The organism is Actinorectispora metalli (genome assembly GCF_056323685.1).
This window is the reverse complement of sequence record NZ_JBREYE010000001.1, coordinates 1,758,539-1,778,859: the sequence shown is the minus strand read 5'-3', so window position 1 is coordinate 1,778,859 and position 20,321 is coordinate 1,758,539. Positions and strand designations below refer to the sequence as shown.

Sequence of the window (20,321 nt, the reverse complement as noted above, 5' to 3'; positions counted from 1 at the left end):
AGCCAAGTGCCGCTGGGCGATTCGGTGTCACTCGGTGGATGAGGGTCGAACTGCGCATCGGCATCCTCGGGCCATTCCCGGGCCGACCGCGGCTGCGCCACCCGCGTCGATGTGATTACGGCTACGTGATCCGTATCGAGTGCCATGGCTCGCCGTGTTCCCGGCCCGTACCGGCTGTCGAGCAGGCTCCCTCGCGTTCGCCCCGCCGACAGCCGTCGGGCGGCCGCGGGCGGTAAGGCACGTTTTCCGTACCTTCCCGGTGGGCGTACGCTGTGCCGCCGTGAGCCGCCTCCGTCGTCGTCTTTCCCGCCTTGTCTACGGCGCCTACCACTGGCGGCTGCGCCAGCAGCTGGAAAGCCAGCGTGACGGGCAGCGGCGGCCGCGGCACATCGGCGTGATTCTGGACGGCAACCGCCGCTGGGCGCGGGAAGCCGGGTTCACCGATGTCAACGACGGCCACCGGATCGGCGGGCGCAAGATCGCGGACCTGCTGGGCTGGTGCCAGGAGGCAGGCGTCGAGGTGGTCACCCTGTGGCTGCTGTCAACGGACAACCTCAACCGGCCGCCCGAGGAGCTCAACCCGCTGCTGGGCATCATCGCCGATGTCGCCGATGAGCTGACCGAGCCCGGCACGCCGTGGCAGCTGCGCATCGTGGGCGCTCTGGACCTGCTGCCCACCGAGACCGCGGCCCGGCTGTCGGCCGCGGCGCTGCGCACCAACGGAAAGACGGGGGTGCAGGTCAACATCGCTGTCGGATACGGCGGCAGGCAGGAAATCGCCAACGCGGTCCGCAAGCTGCTGCAGAGCCATGCCGAGTCGGGAACGACCATCGAGGAGCTTGCCGAGGTCCTCGATGTCGACCACATCGCCGAGCACCTCTACACCTCGGGACAGCCCGATCCCGACCTGCTGATCAGGACCTCGGGGGAGCAGCGGCTGTCGGGCTTCATGCTCTGGCAGTCCGCGCATTCGGAGTTCTGGTTCACCGAGGCCTACTGGCCGGAGTTCCGCAAGGTGGACTTCCTGCGAGCGCTGCGGGACTACGCGATCCGGCACCGCCGCTTCGGCTCCTGATTTCCCCGGATCGGCAACGAAGCAGTAGGAGGGCACTGCCGCTCCGGCTGAGCCACCCGCTCAGCCGCCCGAATGATCCAGGACGGTGCGTTCTCGCACTCCGGTGCCTGCGGGTTGGCGATGTTCACGGCGGCGCCGAGGACCTGGACGCACGACTGAATGTGCGCAGCATGCACATTGTTGTCCACCACCGCCTTCAGACCGCCGTTGTAGGGCGGGCGATGAGGTGGCCACCAGACCGTCCGCCGAAGCGGCGGAAAGCCCTGGTGTCTTCTTGAGCAGAACTCCACACTCCGCACGGGTTCGCCGCACGATTCCGCACTCGCCCCACCGACGGTGGGCGGTTGAGTCGAGTCGGTGCAGCCCGTGAAAGCTGAATGATTGCCACCGAGTCAAGAAGCCGGTATTGGCGCGGAAGAGTTAACTCTCAGATTTGATCACTCGAAAGGGTGGGCGCACAGCAAAAAGCGGGGCGACGGCCGAAACCGTCGCCCCGCTGTTGCCGCTAACGGCGACGCGGACTCAGCCCGCGTGGTCCAGCAGAGGCGAGTTGACGCAGTTGTTGGCCTCGGGCGACAGGACATCCGCGATGACGGCGATGACAGCGATGTCATTGCCGCACGCCTGGATGTTGACGGCGTTCACGTTGTTGTCGTCAATGGCGTTGACGCCGTTGTTGTCGTGCGTGTCGGCCATGGCCAGCGGCGAGGCCATCATCAGGCCGGCCGCGGAAGCGGCGAGAACGCCGGCTGCCTTCTTCAACACTTTGTGTTCACACTCCCTTGGGGTTTTCACGGGTTCCCGTGGCACACGACCCCAACAAGTTCATTTCCGGGTATCGGGGGCGGTGCTTCGAACAACTTAACCAGACCTGATTTCGGGGTTGTCACCGGGGGTCCGCAATAGCCAAGGCGATAACGCTTTTCTCGAAAGTGAAGCAAGCGGGTCATCCAAGTTGATGAACGAATCGGCAAGCTGTTTTACGGATAGTCACGAAATTCCCCGATGGTGATCCTGCTTGCGACCGGACACAAAAAACGAGGGACGGCAGGCTGTCGGCCTGCCGCCCCTCGCGGAGGAAAACCCGGTGCGGGATCCCGCTCCTACTTGGTGTGGTCCAGCAGCGGGGAGTTCACGCAGTCACTCGCCTCGGGGCTGTCGAGGTTCAGGATCAGTGCGATGACCGCGATGTCGTTGCCGCAGGCCTGGATGTTCAAGATGTTGGCGTTGTTGTCGTTGAGGATGTTGATGCCGTCGTTGTGGCTGCTGTCCGCCATGGCCAGCGGGGCCGCGATCATCAGACCGGCCGCCGCAGCGGCGATGAAGCCTGTCTTCTTCACGTGTGTTCGCTCCTCGGGTGCGCGGGATTCCCGTATGTCACCGTGGAAACCGCAAAGGTCACGGTGGTGGCTCGGGGGTATGGCGGGAAAAGTAGCGCTCAGCTTCGATCCGCCAAAAATCACGGCGCCGCATTGAGTTAAGAAGGCTACCTAGCCACTGGAACGGGTGCCGGAGTTGATCACCTGATAGTGATCAACCTGCCAGAGGGTGGTCACAGCGCGTCCAGAGACTGTGCGAAGCGCCGCGCTTTCAGTAGGTCAATCCACACATCGAATGATTGTCATCGACCAAAAGGAGCGCATCACAAAAACGGACCGGGCGACAGGTTGGGAAACCTGCCGCCCGGCACGAGAACTTGCTTGGAGATACGCAGCTTAGCAGCCGTGGTCGACGAGCGGAGAGTTCACGGCGTTGTTGGCCTCAGGGCTGTCGAGGTTGAGGACACCACCGATAACCGCGACGTCGTTGCCTGTCAGCTGGATGTTGGCAATGTTCGCATCGTTGTTGTTGAGGATGCCGATGCCGTCACCGGTGTGGCAGTGGGGGTGACCGTGGCCGTGGCCGTGAGGCCAGCCGTGGTGGTGGCCCCATCCATCGTGGGCAGCCGCCATGGGCGCCAATGCGAGCAGTCCGATAGCCGCAGTCACGATTGCCTTCTTAAGCACTTCTCACGCTCCTGTTGTAGTTCCTCCGGGCCACCCCGGTGCCTGTGGGCACTGTGCGATGTGAGAAAGTGGCCGGTTCGTGGTCGGGTGGTGCTACGCGATCGAAGCTACCGCCGCCGTTGTCATTCCGATATCGCAGAAACACCATTGTGTGATGCCGACTACCTACCTACCCATTTGTGTTCAAAATCGGGTCCCCTGAACGATATTTCTGTGGAATAACAACTACTGCGAGATCACTTTGTCGTCGTGGCGCCACCTGATCGAGAAGGAATAGTCGGCTGACGCCAGGGAACCTCTTCAGGTCGGTCCCTCGATCACCACTTGGCCGACGGCGTCGGGGCCGTCCGAGGGCACCCCGTACCCTTCCCACGTTATGGACGCGAATCGCCTGGTACGGGAGTACCTCCTGCTGGGACTGCGCTTCGATCGGCTGGTCGAGGGCTTTGTCGATGCCTATACCGGTGACCCCGCGCTGCGCAGGCAGGTGGACAACGAGCCGCGGCCCGATCCCGCGAAGCTGGCCGAGCGGGCCAGGACGCTGCGGGCGGAGCTGCCGAGCGCGCAGCTGAGCGCGCAGCGCCATGACTTCCTCGACGCCCACCTGATCGCGCTGGAGTGCTCGGGCCGCAAGCTGGCGGGGGAGGACATCGGTTTCGTCGCGGAAGTCGAGGCCTACTTCCAGGTCCGTATCGCACCGGGGGACCAGGATGAGTACCGCCAGGCACACGCCGAGCTGGGCGGGCTGCTGCCGGGCGACGGTCCGCTGGCGGACCGGCTGGCGGCCGTGCGGACCCGCGACGAGGTGCCGCCGGAGCGGCTGGAGGCGTGCGTGCACGCACTGTCCAGCGCGCTACGGGACAGGGTGCGCGCCGAGTACGGGCTGCCCGAGCAGGAGACCGTCGAGTACGAGGTGGTCACCGACAAGCCGTGGAGCGGCTTCAACTACTACCTCGGCGACTACCGCTCCAGGGTGGCGATCAACGCCGACCTCGGCCACCGGATGGCGCATCTGCCGCACCTGGTGGCACACGAGTCCTATCCCGGCCACCACACCGAGCACTGCCGCAAGGAGGCCGGGCTGGTCGGCCGACAGGGCCAGGCCGAACAGACGATCTTCCTGGTCAACACCCCGCAGTGCCTGATGGCCGAGGGCCTCGCCGACCTCGGGCTGCATGCTTCGGTCGGCGCGGGCTGGGGCGCCTGGACCGAGGAGATCCTGGCCGACCTCGGCCTGCGGATGGACGGTGAGCTGGCCGAACGGCTGGAGCGCGCCACCACCAAGCTGCTCTCCGTGCGGCAGGACGCCGCCCTGCTGCTGCACGACCGCGGCGCCGACCCCGACGAGGTGGTCGCCTACCTCCAGCGCTGGCTGCTGGTCTCCGACCAGCGGGCCCGGCAGCTGCTGCGGTTCCTGTCCGATCCGCTGTGGCGGGCCTACACCAGCACTTACGTCGAGGGCTACCGGCTGCTCAAGGGCTGGCTGGACGCCCGCCCGCCGGTCGAGTCGCTGATCGGCCGGTACACCAGGCTGCTGGACGAGCCGCTGGTGCCCTCGGGTGTCCGGGCCGAACTGGCCGAGGCCTGTTCGCCGATCGCCGCCGGGGCGCTGTCCAACGAGCGCTGATGCGCGGGCTGGTGCGCAGGGCCGCGGCGCTGGCGGATGCGGGCGGGCGGCGGCTGCTGGGGATCACCGGCGCGCCCGGAGCGGGCAAGTCCACCCTGGCCGCCGCGCTGGCGGCCAGGCTGGGACCGGAGCGGGCGGTGCTGGTCGGTATGGACGCCTTCCACCTCGCCGACGCCGAGCTTGTCCGGTTGGGCCGCCGGGATCGCAAAGGCGCCCCCGACACCTTCGACGGCCACGGTTACCTGGCGCTGCTGACCCGGCTGCGGCGGGCCGACGAACCCGTGGTCTACGCGCCGATATTCGATCGTGACCTGGAGGATTCGATCGCCGGGGCGGTCGCCGTACCCGCCACAGTGCCGCTCGTGATCACCGAGGGTAATTACCTTCTGTTGAACAGTCCGCCGTGGTCAGGGGTGCACGGGCTGCTGGACGAGGTGTGGTTCGTCGATCTTGACGAGGCCGTCCGACTGGACCGGCTGGTGCGTCGGCACCGGGTGCACGGCAAGACCCTCGAACAGGCCGTGGCCTGGGCGAACGGGCCCGATCAACGCAACGCGGAGCTGATCTTGCCCGGTCGGGGACGCGCCGACCTGGTGATCTCCGCCGAGGACCTTCCCGAGGAGGCCGGGGAGTAGCCCGGTCGGGTGGCCCTAGTGATCCAGACGGCAGGTTGTCAATACCCAGCGTGGGGATGATCGCCGCACGTAGCGTACTGGTGACAAGTTGGCGAATCACCTGTGTGGCTGCCTGCCCGCCGGCCTTCACCGCGGGTAGCGTCCGAAGTGGCGGGTCGTGTCGGAGGCGACTCGCTCCGGGAGGCCCTGGTCGTGTCGTACGTCTGCACGAGGGGGCCGGCACCCGGCCCTCACGATGGAGGGTTCCTCCTCGCCTGCTAGGCGAGGCGGAAACCGACATCAACCGGGGCGGTGCCTGGCCCACCGACAAGCGGCTGCGGTGTCGCGGTCGCAGGGAGTTGCTGTGAGTGCGAGTCGTTCCCAGGGACGCGCCACCGGCCGTCCCACCAGCTCCCCCCGTAGCACCAAGCGCCGGGCCTCCAAACCGGCAGTCCGTACGTATGTGCTGGACACTTCGGTGCTCTTGTCCGATCCATGGGCTGCTACCCGCTTTTCCGAGCACGAGGTGGTACTGCCGCTCGTGGTTGTGAGTGAACTGGAGGGGAAACGACACCACCCGGAACTAGGTTGGTTCGCACGTGAGGCGCTTCGACTGCTGGACGAGCTGCGGGTGCGGCACGGCAGGCTGGACGCGCCGGTACCGATCGGGGAGCACGGCGGCACGCTGCATGTCGAGCTCAACCACTCCGACCCGGAGGTATTGCCACCTGGATTTCGCACCGACTCCAACGACGCGCGGATCCTGGCCTGCTCGCTGAACCTGGCGGCTGAGGGCAGGGACGTCACGCTCGTCACCAAGGACATGCCGCTGCGGGTCAAGGCCGGTGCGGTCGGCCTTGCCGCGGACGAGTACCGAGCACAGGACGTCACGCCATCCGGCTGGACCGGCATGGTGGACGTCGAACTGACGCCGGATCTGGTCGATCAGCTCTTCAAAGAGGGCACGATCGATCTGGACGAGGCACGAGAACTGCCCTGCAACACCGGTCTGCGGCTGCTTGCCGGGACCGCGAGCGCACTGGGCAGGGTGACCCCGGAGAAGCAGGTCAAGCTGGTTCGCGGTGATCGGGACGTCTTCGGACTGCACGGTCGCTCCGCGGAGCAGCGGGTCGCGCTGGACCTGCTGACCGATCCGGACATCGGCATCGTCTCACTCGGCGGGAGGGCGGGCACCGGAAAGTCGGCGCTGGCCCTGTGCGCCGGGTTGGACGCCGTGATGGAGCGCCGCCAGCACCGCAAGGTGGTGGTGTTCCGCCCCGTCTACGCGGTCGGCGGCCAGGAGCTCGGCTACCTGCCGGGTACCGAGAACGAGAAGATGATGCCCTGGGCGCAGGCGGTGTTCGACACCCTCGGCGCCCTGGTCAGCCAGGACATCATCGACGAGGTGATCGACCGGGGCATGCTCGAGGTGCTCCCGCTCACTCACATCCGCGGACGCTCGCTGCACGACGCGTTCGTGATCGTCGACGAGGCCCAGTCGCTGGAACGCAACGTGCTGCTGACCGTGTTGTCCCGGTTGGGCACCAACTCGCGGGTGGTGCTCACCCACGATGTGGCCCAGCGGGACAACCTGCGGGTGGGCAGGCACGACGGGGTGGCCGCGGTGATCGAGAAGCTCAAGGGTCATCCGCTGTTCGCCCACGTCACGCTGACCCGCTCGGAGCGCTCGCCGATCGCGGCGCTCGTCACCGAGATGCTGGAAGGGGATTACGCGGGCTGACCCGGTAGTCTCCGCGCCAAGGTGGGCGCCCCGTCCGTGGGGGCGCCCACCTTCGCTATGCGGTTCGGGCGCGCAGCGGCGCGCCGATCTTGTGCAGATGGGAGAGCACCTGGGCGTAGGAGCCCACGGCGCTGGTCTCCAGGTAGGGAATGCCCCTCGTCCGGCAGAACTGCTCCACCAGCGGCTGCGCCCGGCGCAGGTTCACCCTGGGCATGCTGGGGAACAGATGGTGCTCGATCTGGTAGTTCAGACCGCCGAGCACGAAGTCGGTCACCGGGCCGCCGCGCACATTGCGCGAGGTCAGCACCTGCTTGCGCAGGAAGTCCAGCTTGTCCCGCGCGGTCGGCATCGGCATGCCCTTGTGGTTGGGCGCGAATGCGCAGCCCATGTAGACACCCCATACCGCGTGGTGCACCAGGATGAACACCACCGCCTGCAACGGGGAGAGCACCAGGAAGACCGCGGTGAGGTAGACCGCGATGTGCAGCACGAACAGCACCGTCTCCAGGCGCAGCGCCTTGACCTCGCGGCGCAGCAGCGTCCTGGCGCTGGACACGCGCAGGCTCAGGCCTTCCAGCGTCAGCAGCGGGAAGAACAGGAACGCCTGGTACTTCGCCATCCAGCGCGTGAAGCCGCGTTTCTCGGCGGCCTGTTTGGCGCTGAAGGCCAGCACGGGGATCTCGATATCGGGATCCTCGTCTTCGTGGTTGGGGTTGGCGTGGTGCCGGTTGTGCTGCCCGTTCCACCAGCCGTAGCTCAGGCCGACGATGCCGCTGTGCAGGAAGCCGACGAAGTCGTTGGCGCGCCTGCCGCGGAAGATCTGCTTGTGGCCCGCGTCATGGCCGATGAACGCCAGTTGGGTGAACACGACGGCGAGGAACACCGCGGTGAACATCTGCCACCAGGAGGAGCCGACCAGGGCGAACACCGTGCAGCCCGCGGCGAGCAGCAGGCCGTTGACGGTGAATTTGAGAATGTAGTTGCGACGACGCCGCTGGAGCAGGCCGAGTTGCTTGATGGTGCGGGAGAGCTCGGCGAAATCACTGCCCTGGGTCAGATGGGCTGGTTCCATCACGGTCATGATGGCGACCGCCTTTCAGGGGCTGGGGAAAACAAACTGCCAGCCCTGGTGAAGCGGCCGGAAAACACGTGGGCACCGCGTCCAGAGGACGCGGTGCCCACCGTGAAAACGATTAGCGTGGCTCAGATGGCCTGCACGCCGGTGGCCTGCGGGCCCTTGGCGCCCTGGCCGACGGTGAACGACACGCGCTGACCCTCGTCCAGGCTGCGGAAGCCCGCGCCGGAGATCTCCGAGTAGTGCACGAAGACGTCAGCGTCGCCGCCATCCGGGGTGATGAAGCCGAAGCCCTTTTCGCCGTTGAACCACTTGACGGTTCCCTCTGCCATGGGTGTCTCCTTTTGTAGCTGGTTGCCCCGCCCCCCGTCTGTCGGGGAACGGATGGCCGGGTTCTAGACGGCGGCTTCTCCAGCTATCGCGAAGACAAGCAACACGCCTGCACCGAGGTTCTGCAGAGCGTGGATAACACAACACGGCAAAACGTACGACCAATGAGCACAACGCTACAGCACCGAGGAAATTCCCACCATGGTCACCACCCGGCGGGCAGCGGACGGCCCTCGGCGAAGCCCGCCGCGGACTGGATGCCCACCACCGCGCGCCGGTGGAACTCCTCCATCGTGCGTGCTCCCGCGTAGGTGCAGGCGGATCGGACCCCCGCGCAGATCCCGTCGATCAGGTCTTCCACTCCAGGTCGCAGCGGGTCCAACAGCATCCGCGAGGTGGAGATGCCCTCCTCGAACAGGGCCTTGCGGGCTTGGGCGAACGCGTCGTCGCCTCGGGTGCGGGCCGACACCGCACGCTTGGACGCCATGCCGAAAGACTCCTTGTAGGGGCGACCCGCCTCGTCGTGACGAAGATCACCCGGTGACTCGTAGGTGCCCGCGAACCAGGAGCCGATCATCACCGAGCCCGCACCGGCCGCCAGCGCCAGCGCCACATCGCGCGGGTGCCGGACGCCGCCGTCGGCCCAGATGTGCTTGCCGAGTTCCCGCGCCGCCGCCGCGCACTCCAGGACCGCGGAGAACTGCGGGCGCCCGACGCCGGTCTGCATGCGCGTCGTGCACATGGCACCTGGGCCTACGCCGACCTTGACGATGTCGGCGCCCGCGGCCACCAGGTCGCGCACCCCCTCCGCCGTAACGACGTTGCCCGCCACCACGGGCGCGCCGTCGGTGTGCACCGACCGCACCGCGCGCAGGGCGCTGATCATCTTCTCCTGATGGCCGTGCGCGGTGTCCACCACCAGCACGTCGACGCCCGCCCCCAACAGTGCGTCGGCCTTGGCCGCGACATCACCGTTGACGCCGATCGCGGCCGCCACCTGGAGCCTGCCCGCGGCGTCGGTGGCGGGCTGGTAGATCTCCGAGCGCAGAGCGCCCAGTTCGGTCAGCACGCCGACCAGGCGGCCGTCGGTCTCCACACCCAGGGCGATGCGGGCGCGGCGGCCGTGCAGTTCGTCGAAGACCTTGGCGGGCGGGGTGTCCAGCGGCAGCACCGCGACCTCGCGCTCGCAGATCTCGCCGAGCCGGGTGAAGCGGTCGACGCCGGTGCAGGCGGCGTGGTCGACGATGCCGATCGGGCGGTTGTCCGCATCGACCACGACGACCGCGTCGTGGGCACGCTTGGGCAGCAGGTTGAGCGCGTCGGCCACCGCGTCGCCGGGACGCAGCACGAGTGGGGTGTCCCAGACCAGGTGCCGGTTCTTGACCCAGGCGACGATCTCGGCCACCGCGTCGGGGTGCACGTCCTGCGGCAGCACCACCAGCCCGCCGCGGCGGGCCACCGTCTCGGCCATCCGCCGTCCCGCGACGGCGGTCATGTTGGCCACCACGATCGGCAGCGTGGCGCCCGTGCCGTCCGGGGAGGCGAGGTCGACGGCGAAACGCGACTCCACGTCGGAGCGTCCCGGGGTCAGGAACACATCGTCGTAGGTCAGGTCGTACTCGGGCCTGCGCCCGTTCAGGAACTCCACACCAGCAGAGCCTACGCAGGCTCCTCGGCCCCGGCCGGGTCCTCGGGGCGGTACCGAGGGCCGATCGCCCGGTCGCCGCCCGCCAGCAGCCACCAGTCGGCCTGGGCGCTGGTCTCCACGCCGTCCACCACGACCTGCTTCCCGGCCGCGTGCGCGGTGGTGATGAGCTCCCGCATGGCGCGTTCGGTGAACGAGTCGCCGCCGTCACCGGTCTGCCGCCGCACCAGCTGGCGGGCGATCCGCACTCCGGTGAAGGGCAGTTCCTCGAGCAGCGCGATCTGGTCGACGGCGCCGGTGAACTCGTCCAGTTCGAGCTTGACGCCGATCTCGCCGAGCAGCTCCAGGTTCTGCTGCACCTCGTCGTTGCGGGCGAGCAGCGCGGCGACCGGGATGCCCAGCTGGAGCAGGGCCGGGCTCACGCCCATCTCGTTGAGGTTGCGCTGCACATTGCCGAACAGGTCGGGATCGGCCGCCTGGCTGACGGTCAGGCCGAGGTACATCGACAGCCGGTTGTCGTTGCGGCGGGCATGCTCGCAGGCGCTGTGCAGCATCCACTCGCCCAGCGTCAGGCTCAGGCCGGTCTGCTCGGAGAGCTGGACCACACGCTCGTGGTCCAGCGGGCCGAGCTGCGGGTGGTGCCAGCACAGCACCGGTTCGAAGCCGGTCACCGACTCCTCGGGCAGGCTCACCACCGGTTCGAAGCTCACCTCGACCTGCCCGTAGTGCCAGGCGCCGGTCAGGTCCGCGGCGAGCTGGAAGGCCTCGGTGTCCCTGCCGTCGGCGAGTGCGTCGAACAGCTCCCACTGCCTGCGCCCGTTGCGCTTCGCCCTGCGCAGCGCGAGGTCGGCGCCGCGCATGAGCTCGTCGGCGGTCATGCTCCTCGGCGGCTTGTTCACCACGCCGATGCTGGCCGTGGTGGCCACATCGTGCTCGGAGATGTAGACCGGCGGCTCGAACAGGGCCTGCTGAATCCGGTCGACCATGGTCGCGACCATCGGGGTGTCCGACGAGTTCTCGATCAGGATGCCGAACTCGTCGCCCGCGAACCGGGCGACCACGGCGTGGTGCGTGGCCAACAGCAGTTGCAGGCGCTCGGCCACCGCGGCGAGCAACTGGTTGCCCGCCTCCTCGCCGAGTCCGCCGGTGACCATCGGGAACACGTCCAGGCTGAGGTGGAAGACGGTGATGCCGGTGGCCGGGTCGGCCTCGCGCAGCGCGGAGGCCACCAGGGAGGCGAACTTGGCCCGGTTGGGCAGGCCGGTGAGCATGTCCAGCTGGAGCTGGCGGTTCAGCTCGCCCTGCAACATGGTCAGATCCTGCAGGTCCTCGACCGTGGTGAGGAAGGTGGCGGGCAGTCCGTCGTCGTTGCGCAGCACCTTGAAGCTCAGCGAGACACGCACCGGCTCGCCGTCTTGGCGCAGCAGGTGCTGTTGCGGCGGCAGCCGGTGCGGCGTGCCCGCGAGCAGCGCGCGATAGGCCGCCCGCAGCTGCTCCCGGTCGGTCTCCGGCACGATCTCGAAGATCGTGCGCTTGCTCAGCTCGGCCTCGGTGTAGCCGAGGAAGTCCTGGAGCTTGGCGTTGGTCCGCTCGAAGCCGCCGTCCATGCGCACGATCGCCACGCCGTCGTTGGAGGCCGCCACCAGCTCCTCGAATCGCGCCTCACTGGCCTTGAGGCTGCGGTGCACCTCGCGGGTGGCCTTGGCGAGGGCGGCGTTGAGGTTGCGCTGCTGCTCGAACACGAACTGGCGGAGGGCTTCGGCGTAGCCTGCCGCGAGCGAGCCGATGGTCAGCACCACCCGCTCGGGCAGCCGGTCGATGTGCTGGAGGTCGCTCTGCGCGAGCAGTGCCTTGCCGAGAACGTCCACAGTGCACTGAAGGCTGTCCGGCCCGGTGCAGCGCATCTCGATGAGCTCGGCGCCGACGGCGGCGGCCTGCCTCGGGGTGAACGGATCACTCACCAGGATGGTGACGATGCGGTCGACCAGGACGTGCAGCCGCTGCTCGATCACGTTGTGCTGCATGGGGAGGTAGGCGGTCCTGCTGAGCAGGTACGCCCACTTCTTGGCGAGCTTGAGCCGCCCGCGGCCTCCGTCGTCTCCGGCGGGCCCGGGGGACTTGAGCGGGATGGTCACGTCGCCTCACAGCGCGGCACGTCGTCATCCTTACGTTTCGCGAACGGTGCCCCGCACGACCGTTCGGCGGTGCGCTAGGCCGTTTGGGGAGCAAAAGCGCAGTGTACCGAGCCACTTACGGGTCGTAATGATCCATATGGGTTATCGGCTACTAAGCGAACTATTTCCGTATTCAACCATGTCTCGATCGCGTCGTTCGACCGGATTCACTACGCGTTCGGGTGATGGCGGAGGGGTGGGACCATGTTGTAACGCAACGGCTTGTCGGCTGTCACAGCGCGGCGGCGACCGCCTTGGCCGCGGCCACCGCGGCGTCCCGTGCGGCGTCACCCGACAGTGGGACGGGGCTGCCGTGGTCGTAGTCGGTGCCGCTGAACTCCACCTCGGCCACGACGTTGTGCTTGCGGAACGCCGCGAGCACGAAGTTCTGCCCCTCATAGCGCCACCAGTAGGCCTCATCGGCCAGACCCTCGATGCGCTGCGGGCCGCTGTCCTGCTCCTGCTCCACATGCCTGCGCAGTCGTTCCTCCGCCCGGGCCGTGCCCCTGCCCAACTCGGGGTGGTCGCGGTGCAGCGAGACGTCCACCGCCAGCCGCCTGGTCGCGGGCTGGATGTCCCCGTCCTCCACCAGGTCCGGATTGGTCCACTCCCAGAAGCAGCTTCGCACCGAGTTGTCGGGCAGGTCCTCGGCCATGCCCTCGCCCGCCGCGGGCCCGCCGATGATCCGCACCAGATCCGCCTCGGGCACCGTCTCGCACGCGCCGGGCAGCCCGGCGGGCGCGGTGCTGCCGACCGTCGGCGGGGAGGACGTCGGTGCGGGTCCGGGTGTCGAGCAGGCCGCGGTGACGGTGGTGAGAAGGAGGGTGAGCAGGATCGCTGTCTGTCTGGACAGGACGCACATGATCGGTGACGTTAGCACCGGTTTGCGCAGTTCAGCGGCAGTCACACACCGAGTTTCGGGCACCTCGAGCCAACCTCGGGCGACCGCGTGCGTCTGTCTATGCGAGGGGCCCTCATGGAATTTCCCGGGGTGACGATCCCGGTGCCGATGATCTCCGGCGGTGCGCGGAGTGCGATCTGTGAGGAGCGAGATGTTCACCAGCTACGACGCGCAGTTGGCCGACTACATCCTGAACAAGCCGCTGGTCTCCGCGGCGATGGTGCTGGGCGGCAGCGTGCTGGCGTTGGCCGCTTTCGCGGTGGCGGGCAGGCTGGGGTGGCGCAGGGTGCCCGCGGCGCTGGCCGGGTTCGGGCTGGCCATGGCGCTCGCGGTGACGTTGGCCAGACCCGGCATCTTCGCCGCCGACCTCGACACGCTGGACCCGCTGCGGCGGTGCATCCACAACGACTTCGCGCTGGCCAGTGCCCGCCAGCGGCTGAACTTCGCGATGCTGGTGCCGTTCGCGTTCTTCGGCACGCTGGCAACCCGGCGGCCGGTGCTGATGATGCTGGCCTGCGCGGGCGTCGCGGGCGGTGTGGAGCTTGTGCAGGCGGCTGCCCGGCTCGGGGTGTGCGAGGCCCAGGACTTCTACAACAACACCATCGGCGGGGTGGTCGCCGTGCTCGCCGCCTCCGTCGTCAACCTGGTGCTGCGCGCAGGCCGAAAGTCCGCGATGGCGCACTGACGGGCCGCTGCCGACCATGGCCTTGCCGCCGCTGGGCGTGCTCGGGCCGTCCGCATCCCCGCCCTACTGACCGGGCAGCAGCGCGCGGACCGCGTCGATGGTGTCGGCCTCGCGGGGCTCCTTGTCCGGGCGGTACCGCAGCACCCTGGCGAAGCGCAGCGCAAGCCCGCCGGGATACCGCGGGCTGGTCTGCACGCCGTCCAGTTCGATCTCCACCACGAGATCGGGATGCAGGTGCACCGTGTGGTCGTCGCGATGCGTCTCGTGCCGGGGGAACTCCGCGGTCTGCCAGGCCAGCAGTTCGTCGGTGAGGCCCTTGAAGGTCTTGCCGACCATGATCGGCGGCCCGCCGTCGGGGTCGCGGGCGCCGAGGTGCAGGTTGGAGAGATAGCCGCTGCGGCGGCCGTGACCCCATTCCGCGGCCAGCACCACCAGATCAAGGGTGTGCTCGGGTTTGACCTTCTGCCACGCCTTCCCGCGCCGACCCGCGGCGTACACCGAGGCGAGGTCCTTGACCATCACGCCCTCGTGGCCGTCGGCCAGCGAGCCGTCCAGCAGACCCGCGGCCTGCTCGGCGTCGGGCCGCTCCATGCCGGGGATGCGGTACTCCGCGGCGACCTGGTCCAGCGCGGCCAGTCGCTCCGCCAGCGGCCGGTCCAGCAGGTCCTCGCCGTCGAGGTGCAGGCAGTCGAAGAAGTACGGGCGCAGCAGCAGTTCGTGCTGAGCCGAGCCGAAGCGGCTCATCGTCTCCTGGAACGGCCGCGGTCTGCCGCTGTCGGTGAGCGCCAGGGTTTCCCCGTCCAGCACCACGGCATCGCAGGGGAGCCGCAGCGCGAGTTCGACCAGTTCCGGCACGTTCGCGGTGATCTCGCGCAACGTGCGGGTGAAGATCCGCACCTGGGAGCCGGTGCGGTGCAGCTGGATCCTGGCACCGTCCATCTTGTACTCGACGACGCAGTCGCCGAGTTCGCTCAGCGCGGTCTGTAGCGACTCGGCGGGGGAGGCCAGCATCGGGCGCACCGCCCGCCCCACCTGGAGGCCGAAACCGGCCAACTCGGCCTCGCCGCCGCGCAGCGCGGCCGCGGCCGTCTCGGGCAGCGAGCCGGACAGCATGAACGCGCGGCGCACCGCGGCCGACGGGGTCTCGGCTGCCCTGGCCACCGCCTCCACCATCACGCCCTCCAGCGCGCCCTGCCGCAACTCGCCGCCGAGCAGCCGGAGCAGGAACTGCTGCTCCGCCGCGGTGGCCTCGCCGAACAGCCCGGCCAGCAGCTCCGCCCGCCGCGCCCCCGAGCCCGTCCCCGTGGTGCCCGCCAGCTCCGTGAGCAGACTGTCCACAGTGGCCAGGGTGAGGGTGGCGGTGTCCGCGGGAGGTACGGACAGCTTGGACAGCGCCGCCCAGCCGACGCCGATGCGGCCCTGCCGGGTCTCCCCGGTCAGATAGGCCACGCAGACGGCGAGTTCCTCCGGCCCGGCCGCCGCCGTCAGCAGATCGGCCAGCGAGGCGATCTTGGACAGCCGCGACCGGGTGGCCGCGACCGCGGCTGATGTCTCCACGACCTCGGTGAGCAGCACGTTCGCACCGTACTTGGCGCGGCGGACAATTTCCGCGCGAACGTCATGTTTGTCGCGCGCAGTACTTCCTTGAAGTGAGCGGGCAGCCGCTTTGGGGGTGCGGCTGCCCGCTGGATCAACCGCCGCAGGCGATCCGCAGCACGTCCAATGCCTCGTCCAGTTGCTCGGCGGTGAGCGTGCCCGATTCGACGTGGCCCCGTTCGAGCACCACGTCCTTGATCGTCTTGCGTTCGGCCAGCGCCTGCTTGGCGATCGAGGCGGCCTCCTCATAGCCGAGGTAGCGGTTGAGCGGGGTGACGATGGACGGCGAGGACTCCGCGTACTCGCGCAGGCGCTGCTCGTCGGCGACCGCGCCCGCCAGCACCTTCTCCGCGAGCAGCCGGGAGACCGCGGCCAGCAGCCGCACCGACTCCAGCAGGTTGCGGGCCATCACCGGCATCATCACGTTCAGCTCGAAGTTGCCCTGGGCGCCGGAGAACGCGACGGCGGTGTCGTTGCCGATCACCTGGGCGGCCACCATCATGGTCGCCTCGCAGATCACCGGGTTGACCTTGCCGGGCATGATCGAGGAGCCCGGCTGGAGGTCGGGTAGCTGCAACTCGGCGAGGCCGGTGCGCGGCCCCGAGCCCATCCAGCGCAGATCGTTGGCGATCTTGAAGAGGCTCACGGCGACCGTGCGAAGCTGCCCGGAGGCCTCCACCAGCCCGTCCCTGGCGCCCTGGGCCTCGAAGTGGTCGGCGGCCTCGGTGAGCGGCAGTCCCGTGGTGGCCGCCAGTTCCCGCGCCACCTCGGCGCCGAACCCCGCGGGGGCGTTGAGCCCGGTGCCCACCGCGGTGCCGCCGATGGCCAACTCGGCCAGCCTCGGCACCGCCGAGTGCAGCCGCGCGGCGCCGTAGTCGACCTGGGTGGCCCAGCCGCCTGCTTCTTGGCCCAGCGTGATCGGCACCGCGTCCATGAGGTGGGTGCGGCCCGCCTTGACCACGTCCGCCCAGTCCCCGGCGCGCTGCCGCAGGGTCGCGGCAAGCTGTTCCAGGGCGGGCAGCAGGTCGGCGTGCACGGCCTCGGTCGCCGCGAGGTGGATCGTGGTGGGGAAGACGTCGTTGGACGACTGCGAGGCGTTCACGTGGTCGTTGGGGTGCACCGGCTTGCCAAGCTCGCGGGTGGCCAGCGTGGCGATCACCTCGTTGGCGTTCATGTTCGACGAGGTGCCGGAGCCGGTCTGGAACACGTCGATGGGGAAGTGCCCGTCGTGCTCGCCGGATGCGACCGCGTCCGCCGCCGTGGCGATGGCGGCGGCGAGGTCGGCGTCCAGCACGCCGAGGCGGGCGTTGACCCGCGCGCACGCTGCCTTGACCAGTCCCAGCGCCCGGATCTGGGCCCGCTCGAGACCGCGTCCGGAGATCGGGAAGTTCTCCACCGCACGCTGCGTCTGGGCCCGCCAGAGCGCGTCCGCCGGTACCCGTACCTCGCCCATGGTGTCGTGTTCGATCCGGAACTCCTGCTCTCCCATGGCTTCAGTGTGGACCGCGTTCGGAACCGACGCCGGTCATTCCGATGTGAGTCACCTCCCGACCTTTCCTGTCGGATCCGACTAATGTCGATCGCAGGAGGTGCCGAATGGACGCTCCCACCACAGCAGGCTCCACGGCAGAGACTCCGCTCACCGAGGTCGATCTGGCGATCATCGGGGCGGGGCCCACCGGACTTTTCGCGGCCTACTACGCGGGCTTCCGCGATCTGTCCGTCGCGTTGATCGACGCCCTGCCGGAACCCGGCGGGCAGATCACCGCGATGTACCCGGAAAAACTGATCTTCGACGTAGCGGGCTTCCCCGCCGTCCGCGGCCGCGACCTGGTCAACGGCCTCGTCGACCAAGCCGCCCAGTACAAGCCCGGCTACCTGCTCGGCAGGCAGGCCCGCACGCTGGTCACCGAGGGCGAAGGCCTGGCCATCGGCCTTGCCGACGGCTCGACGGTGCGCTGCAAGTCCATGCTGATCACCGCGGGCATGGGCGAGTTCCGCCCGCGCCCGCTGCCCGCGGGCGACGGCTGGCTCGGCCGCGGCGTCGTGCACTTCGTGCCGCAGCTTGACGTGCACGCGGGTCAGGACGTCGTCATCGTCGGCGGCGGCGACTCCGCGTTCGACTGGGCCCTGTCTCTGCACCCCATCGCCCGATCGGTCACCCTGGTTCACCGCAGGGCCACCTTCCGCGCGCATGCGGGAACCGTGCACAAGGTCCGCGAACTGGGCGTGGAGATCATCACCGACGCCGCCGTGATCGCCCTGCACGACGAGGCAGGCACCCTGGCCGGAGCCGAGATCGAACTCAAGGGCGGCGACCGCCGACTGCTGCCCGCCCAGACCGTGGTGGCCGCACTCGGCTTCACCGCCGACCTGGGCCCCATCGAGTCCTGGGGCCTGGACATCGACCACCGCGCCGTGGTCGTCGACACCACCATGCGCACCGCCCGCCCCCTGGTGTACGCCGCGGGCGACATCGCCGCCTACCCCGGCAAGGTCAAACTGATCGCCACCGGCTTCGGCGAAGCCGCCACCGCCGTCAACAACATCACCGTCGCCCTCAACCCCGACGCCCACCTCTTCCCCGGCCACTCCTCCAACGCCACCTGACCCCGGCCCCCCCCCGGGGACGCCCGGATGCACGCAGGCAGGAACCAGGCGCGGATGGTGCATGCGGCGAGGCCGGGAGTCGACCCAGTGGTGCCACAACGCGTGAGCTGTCGGACTCGCGCCGGCAACGTGGAGCCCTCCGAACAGCGCACCGAGCCGTTGGACTCGCCGGGAGCCGAAAACCCCAAGGCCAGTCCGCGCACCACTAGGCTCGATTCGGGGGGAGCTTCCGCAGCCCTCCCCAAGGCGACATCATGATCTCCCGGGGCGTCATCATGACGACGCAGGAGATCATGATGCGGTTTCCGGGGAGATCCGCCGCGGGCGCGGTCCGCTGTGCGCTGCCGGAGTGCGGGAATCGCGAAAAAAGCAGAAGTCCCCAAGCGGGGCTTGGGGACTTCCGGATGTTGAGGATCGAGCGGGTTACGGCACCACCTGGACGACCTGGCCCGGGGACAGGAAGCTGAAGAACCGCTGTGCCGCCGTGCGGGACAGGTGGATGCAGCCGTGGGACTGCTGCCTCAGGCTGCCCTCGTGGAAGGCGATGCCGCCGTTGAAGAACACCGAGTAGTTCATCGGTGCGTTGTCGAACTCCCGGCTCTTGTGGTCGATGTCCTTCCAGGTCACCCGGAAGGTGCCGACCGGAGTGCGGAAGCCCTTCTTGCCACTGGTGATCGGCACCGGGCCGTAGACCACCTTGCCGCCCTCGATCAGCCACGCCTTGTTGGCCGACAGGTCGATGCAGGCGCGCGCCGCTGCGGAGCACGGGGCCCCGACGGCTGCCGCAGGCTTCTTCTTCTCGGTCTTCGCGGCCTGCGCCTGGACCCGCTCGGCCTGCGGCTTCGGCTTCGGAGCCACCGTGGTGGGCGGGACCGTGGTGGGGGCGATCTCGGCCGGGACGCTCGTGGGCGCTGCGGTGGAGCTTGCGACCGGCTGCGGCGCGGGCGCCGAACCGTTCTTCTCCGTGCATCCCGCCGCCACAAGCAGTGTCGCGGTTGCCGCTGCGAGTGTTGCCGCCGTCTTCATGCCGTACCGACGCGACATGGTTCCCCCGATCTCGTTCAACCGTCCAAGCCTGCCATGGCCAGCGGTTTTGTCCGTGCTACGCGAAGTAGACGCCGACTTATCGCTGGGGGTTGCTCGGACGTTCCCGATAATTCGTACGCCAATCGGGCGGTACACGGGCCACCCACCCGACGGGAACGATTACTGCTGGTGACGGCTTGCGGTATCAACCAGCACCCGGTCCGGGCAACCTCTGGGATTGGTCTACCCGGACGAGTGGCGGTTAAACGCCCGACGGACTGCGGAGGGTAGGAAATCCCTGTGTCCCAGTGCAAGCCCGTCGGGCGGAGGCCGATCTTCCTCGGTGAAAGGTCTGCGACCCGATCAGCCGCGTGAGCCGGTGTTTTGGTTGATCCAGCCGCGGTAGGCGGGCACGTCGGTGTAGATCGACGGACCGGTGGCGCAGACCGGGCTGCCATTGCCGGAGCGACTGGTGGCGCCGATCAGCTGCCACGCGCCGTTGACCTTCTTGACTTGGGGCCCGCCCGAGTCGCCGTAGCAGGCACCCCTGTTGTTGTTCGGATTGTCGGTGCAGATCTCGGAGGCGCCGCGGATGCCGACGCAGTCGCCGTCGGGCATGACCGAGGTGTTGAGCTGCTGCAGGATTCGCGGCGCCGAGCCGCAGCCGCGAGTCCGGCAGGTCTGTCCCCAGCCGATGATCCTGGTGGCCGTGCCCGCGGGCCCGGAGGTGGCCGCGATCGGCACCGGAGCCTGGCGGACCGAGGCGCTCAGCTGAAGCAATGCGATGTCGCCGTTGCGGTTGTGCACAATTCGCGAAACTCGGGCGACTGTGCCGCCCGCAGTGCGGTCTTTGCTGCCGATTCGCACGCGGATTGCCGATGGGCTCTGGTTCGCCACGCAGTGTTCGGCGGTCACCACCCAGTTCGCCTTGATGAGCGAACCGCCGCAGAAGTGGCTGCCGGAAGCGGTTTGCAGCGAGGCCATGAAGGAATAGGTTTCCGTCGCGTCGGTACCACCGACGATGTATGGCTCAACGGTGGTGGGCCGTTCGGTCGCGTATGCCGGGGCTGCCAGGCCGGCAAGTGCGGTAGCTGCGGAAATGAGACCGATGAGCAGGGAGCGTCTGCGCAATTGTCTGCCCTCTCGTATGGCCCCGGTGCCCTCCACCGGGGCAGCCTGAAACGAGGTACTCCAAGTGGGGGAATGCCGACCCACT

General features: G+C 68.5%; 18 protein-coding genes. 6 read left to right on the top strand and 12 right to left on the bottom strand.

What is annotated here, in order from left to right; all coding sequences use genetic code 11:
* Window positions 1-280 precede the first annotated feature (280 nt).
* Entirely contained in the window at window positions 281-1,075 is a 795-nt protein-coding gene (locus ACU6XJ_RS08170) for an isoprenyl transferase (protein WP_476308202.1), read from the top strand.
* A 522-nt stretch (window positions 1,076-1,597) separates the two neighbouring features.
* Here the strand turns inward: ACU6XJ_RS08170 and ACU6XJ_RS08165 are convergent.
* From ACU6XJ_RS08165 to ACU6XJ_RS08155, 3 genes are all read right to left on the bottom strand, one after another.
* A complete protein-coding gene (locus ACU6XJ_RS08165; protein WP_476308200.1) occupies window positions 1,598-1,840 on the bottom strand; it encodes a hypothetical protein in 243 nt (80 codons plus the stop codon).
* A gap of 338 nt (window positions 1,841-2,178) precedes the next feature.
* Window positions 2,179-2,415 carry a hypothetical protein gene (locus tag ACU6XJ_RS08160; protein WP_476308199.1) on the bottom strand — a complete coding sequence of 79 codons (237 nt, stop codon included), beginning with the start codon at window positions 2,413-2,415 and terminating at the stop codon, window positions 2,179-2,181.
* Window positions 2,416-2,790: 375 nt separating this feature from the next.
* Window positions 2,791-3,081: a hypothetical protein gene (locus ACU6XJ_RS08155; RefSeq protein ID WP_476308198.1), complete on the bottom strand. Its 291-nt coding sequence runs from the start codon at window positions 3,079-3,081 to the stop codon at window positions 2,791-2,793.
* A 376-nt stretch (window positions 3,082-3,457) separates the two neighbouring features.
* Between ACU6XJ_RS08155 and ACU6XJ_RS08150 the strand changes: the two genes are divergently transcribed.
* The 3 genes from ACU6XJ_RS08150 to ACU6XJ_RS08140 all read left to right on the top strand — a co-directional run bounded on the left by ACU6XJ_RS08150 (window position 3,458) and on the right by ACU6XJ_RS08140 (window position 7,063).
* Window positions 3,458-4,708, top strand: a complete 1,251-nt coding sequence (locus ACU6XJ_RS08150) for a DUF885 domain-containing protein (protein WP_476308196.1) — start codon at window positions 3,458-3,460, stop codon at window positions 4,706-4,708.
* Entirely contained in the window at window positions 4,708-5,343 is a 636-nt protein-coding gene (locus tag ACU6XJ_RS08145) for a nucleoside/nucleotide kinase family protein (RefSeq protein WP_476308194.1), read from the top strand. Before ACU6XJ_RS08150 ends, ACU6XJ_RS08145 begins: the two co-directional genes overlap by 1 nt.
* 343 nt (window positions 5,344-5,686) lie before the next feature.
* Entirely contained in the window at window positions 5,687-7,063 is a 1,377-nt protein-coding gene (locus ACU6XJ_RS08140) for a PhoH family protein (RefSeq protein ID WP_476308193.1), read from the top strand.
* Window positions 7,064-7,118: 55 nt separating this feature from the next.
* Here ACU6XJ_RS08140 and ACU6XJ_RS08135 read toward each other — a convergent pair whose 3' ends face one another.
* The 5 genes from ACU6XJ_RS08135 to ACU6XJ_RS08115 form a co-directional block, all read right to left on the bottom strand.
* Window positions 7,119-8,144, bottom strand: a complete 1,026-nt coding sequence (locus tag ACU6XJ_RS08135; protein WP_476308191.1) for a fatty acid desaturase family protein — start codon at window positions 8,142-8,144, stop codon at window positions 7,119-7,121.
* A gap of 122 nt (window positions 8,145-8,266) precedes the next feature.
* Window positions 8,267-8,470: a cold-shock protein gene (locus ACU6XJ_RS08130; protein ID WP_476308190.1), complete on the bottom strand. Its 204-nt coding sequence runs from the start codon at window positions 8,468-8,470 to the stop codon at window positions 8,267-8,269.
* A 203-nt stretch (window positions 8,471-8,673) separates the two neighbouring features.
* A complete protein-coding gene (gene guaB1, locus ACU6XJ_RS08125; RefSeq protein WP_476308188.1) occupies window positions 8,674-10,116 on the bottom strand; it encodes a GMP reductase in 1,443 nt (480 codons plus the stop codon).
* Window positions 10,117-10,127: 11 nt separating this feature from the next.
* A complete protein-coding gene (locus ACU6XJ_RS08120) occupies window positions 10,128-12,248 on the bottom strand; it encodes a putative bifunctional diguanylate cyclase/phosphodiesterase (protein ID WP_476308186.1) in 2,121 nt (706 codons plus the stop codon).
* Window positions 12,249-12,519: 271 nt separating this feature from the next.
* A complete protein-coding gene (locus ACU6XJ_RS08115) occupies window positions 12,520-13,149 on the bottom strand; it encodes a hypothetical protein (RefSeq protein WP_476308184.1) in 630 nt (209 codons plus the stop codon).
* 169 nt (window positions 13,150-13,318) lie between these two features.
* On the opposite strand from ACU6XJ_RS08115, the gene ACU6XJ_RS08110 reads away from it, so the two are divergent.
* Window positions 13,319-13,873 carry a VanZ family protein gene (locus tag ACU6XJ_RS08110; protein WP_476308182.1) on the top strand — a complete coding sequence of 185 codons (555 nt, stop codon included), beginning with the start codon at window positions 13,319-13,321 and terminating at the stop codon, window positions 13,871-13,873.
* Between the two features lie 63 nt (window positions 13,874-13,936).
* Here the strand turns inward: ACU6XJ_RS08110 and ACU6XJ_RS08105 are convergent, their stop codons facing one another.
* Both ACU6XJ_RS08105 and ACU6XJ_RS08100 read right to left on the bottom strand, forming a co-directional pair.
* Window positions 13,937-15,448, bottom strand: a complete 1,512-nt coding sequence (locus ACU6XJ_RS08105) for an ATP-dependent DNA ligase (protein ID WP_476308180.1) — start codon at window positions 15,446-15,448, stop codon at window positions 13,937-13,939.
* 115 nt (window positions 15,449-15,563) lie between these two features.
* Window positions 15,564-16,958, bottom strand: a complete 1,395-nt coding sequence (locus tag ACU6XJ_RS08100) for a class II fumarate hydratase (protein ID WP_476308178.1) — start codon at window positions 16,956-16,958, stop codon at window positions 15,564-15,566.
* Between the two features lie 107 nt (window positions 16,959-17,065).
* On the opposite strand from ACU6XJ_RS08100, the gene ACU6XJ_RS08095 reads away from it, so the two are divergent.
* Window positions 17,066-18,079 carry an NAD(P)/FAD-dependent oxidoreductase gene (locus ACU6XJ_RS08095; protein WP_476308176.1) on the top strand — a complete coding sequence of 338 codons (1,014 nt, stop codon included), beginning with the start codon at window positions 17,066-17,068 and terminating at the stop codon, window positions 18,077-18,079.
* A gap of 423 nt (window positions 18,080-18,502) precedes the next feature.
* Here the strand turns inward: ACU6XJ_RS08095 and ACU6XJ_RS08090 are convergent, their stop codons facing one another.
* Window positions 18,503-19,144 carry a L,D-transpeptidase gene (locus ACU6XJ_RS08090; protein WP_476308174.1) on the bottom strand — a complete coding sequence of 214 codons (642 nt, stop codon included), beginning with the start codon at window positions 19,142-19,144 and terminating at the stop codon, window positions 18,503-18,505.
* Window positions 19,145-19,468: 324 nt separating this feature from the next.
* Window positions 19,469-20,236, bottom strand: coding sequence for a S1 family peptidase (locus tag ACU6XJ_RS08085; RefSeq protein WP_476313854.1), 768 nt, complete (start codon window positions 20,234-20,236; stop codon window positions 19,469-19,471).
* Window positions 20,237-20,321: the final 85 nt, after the last annotated feature.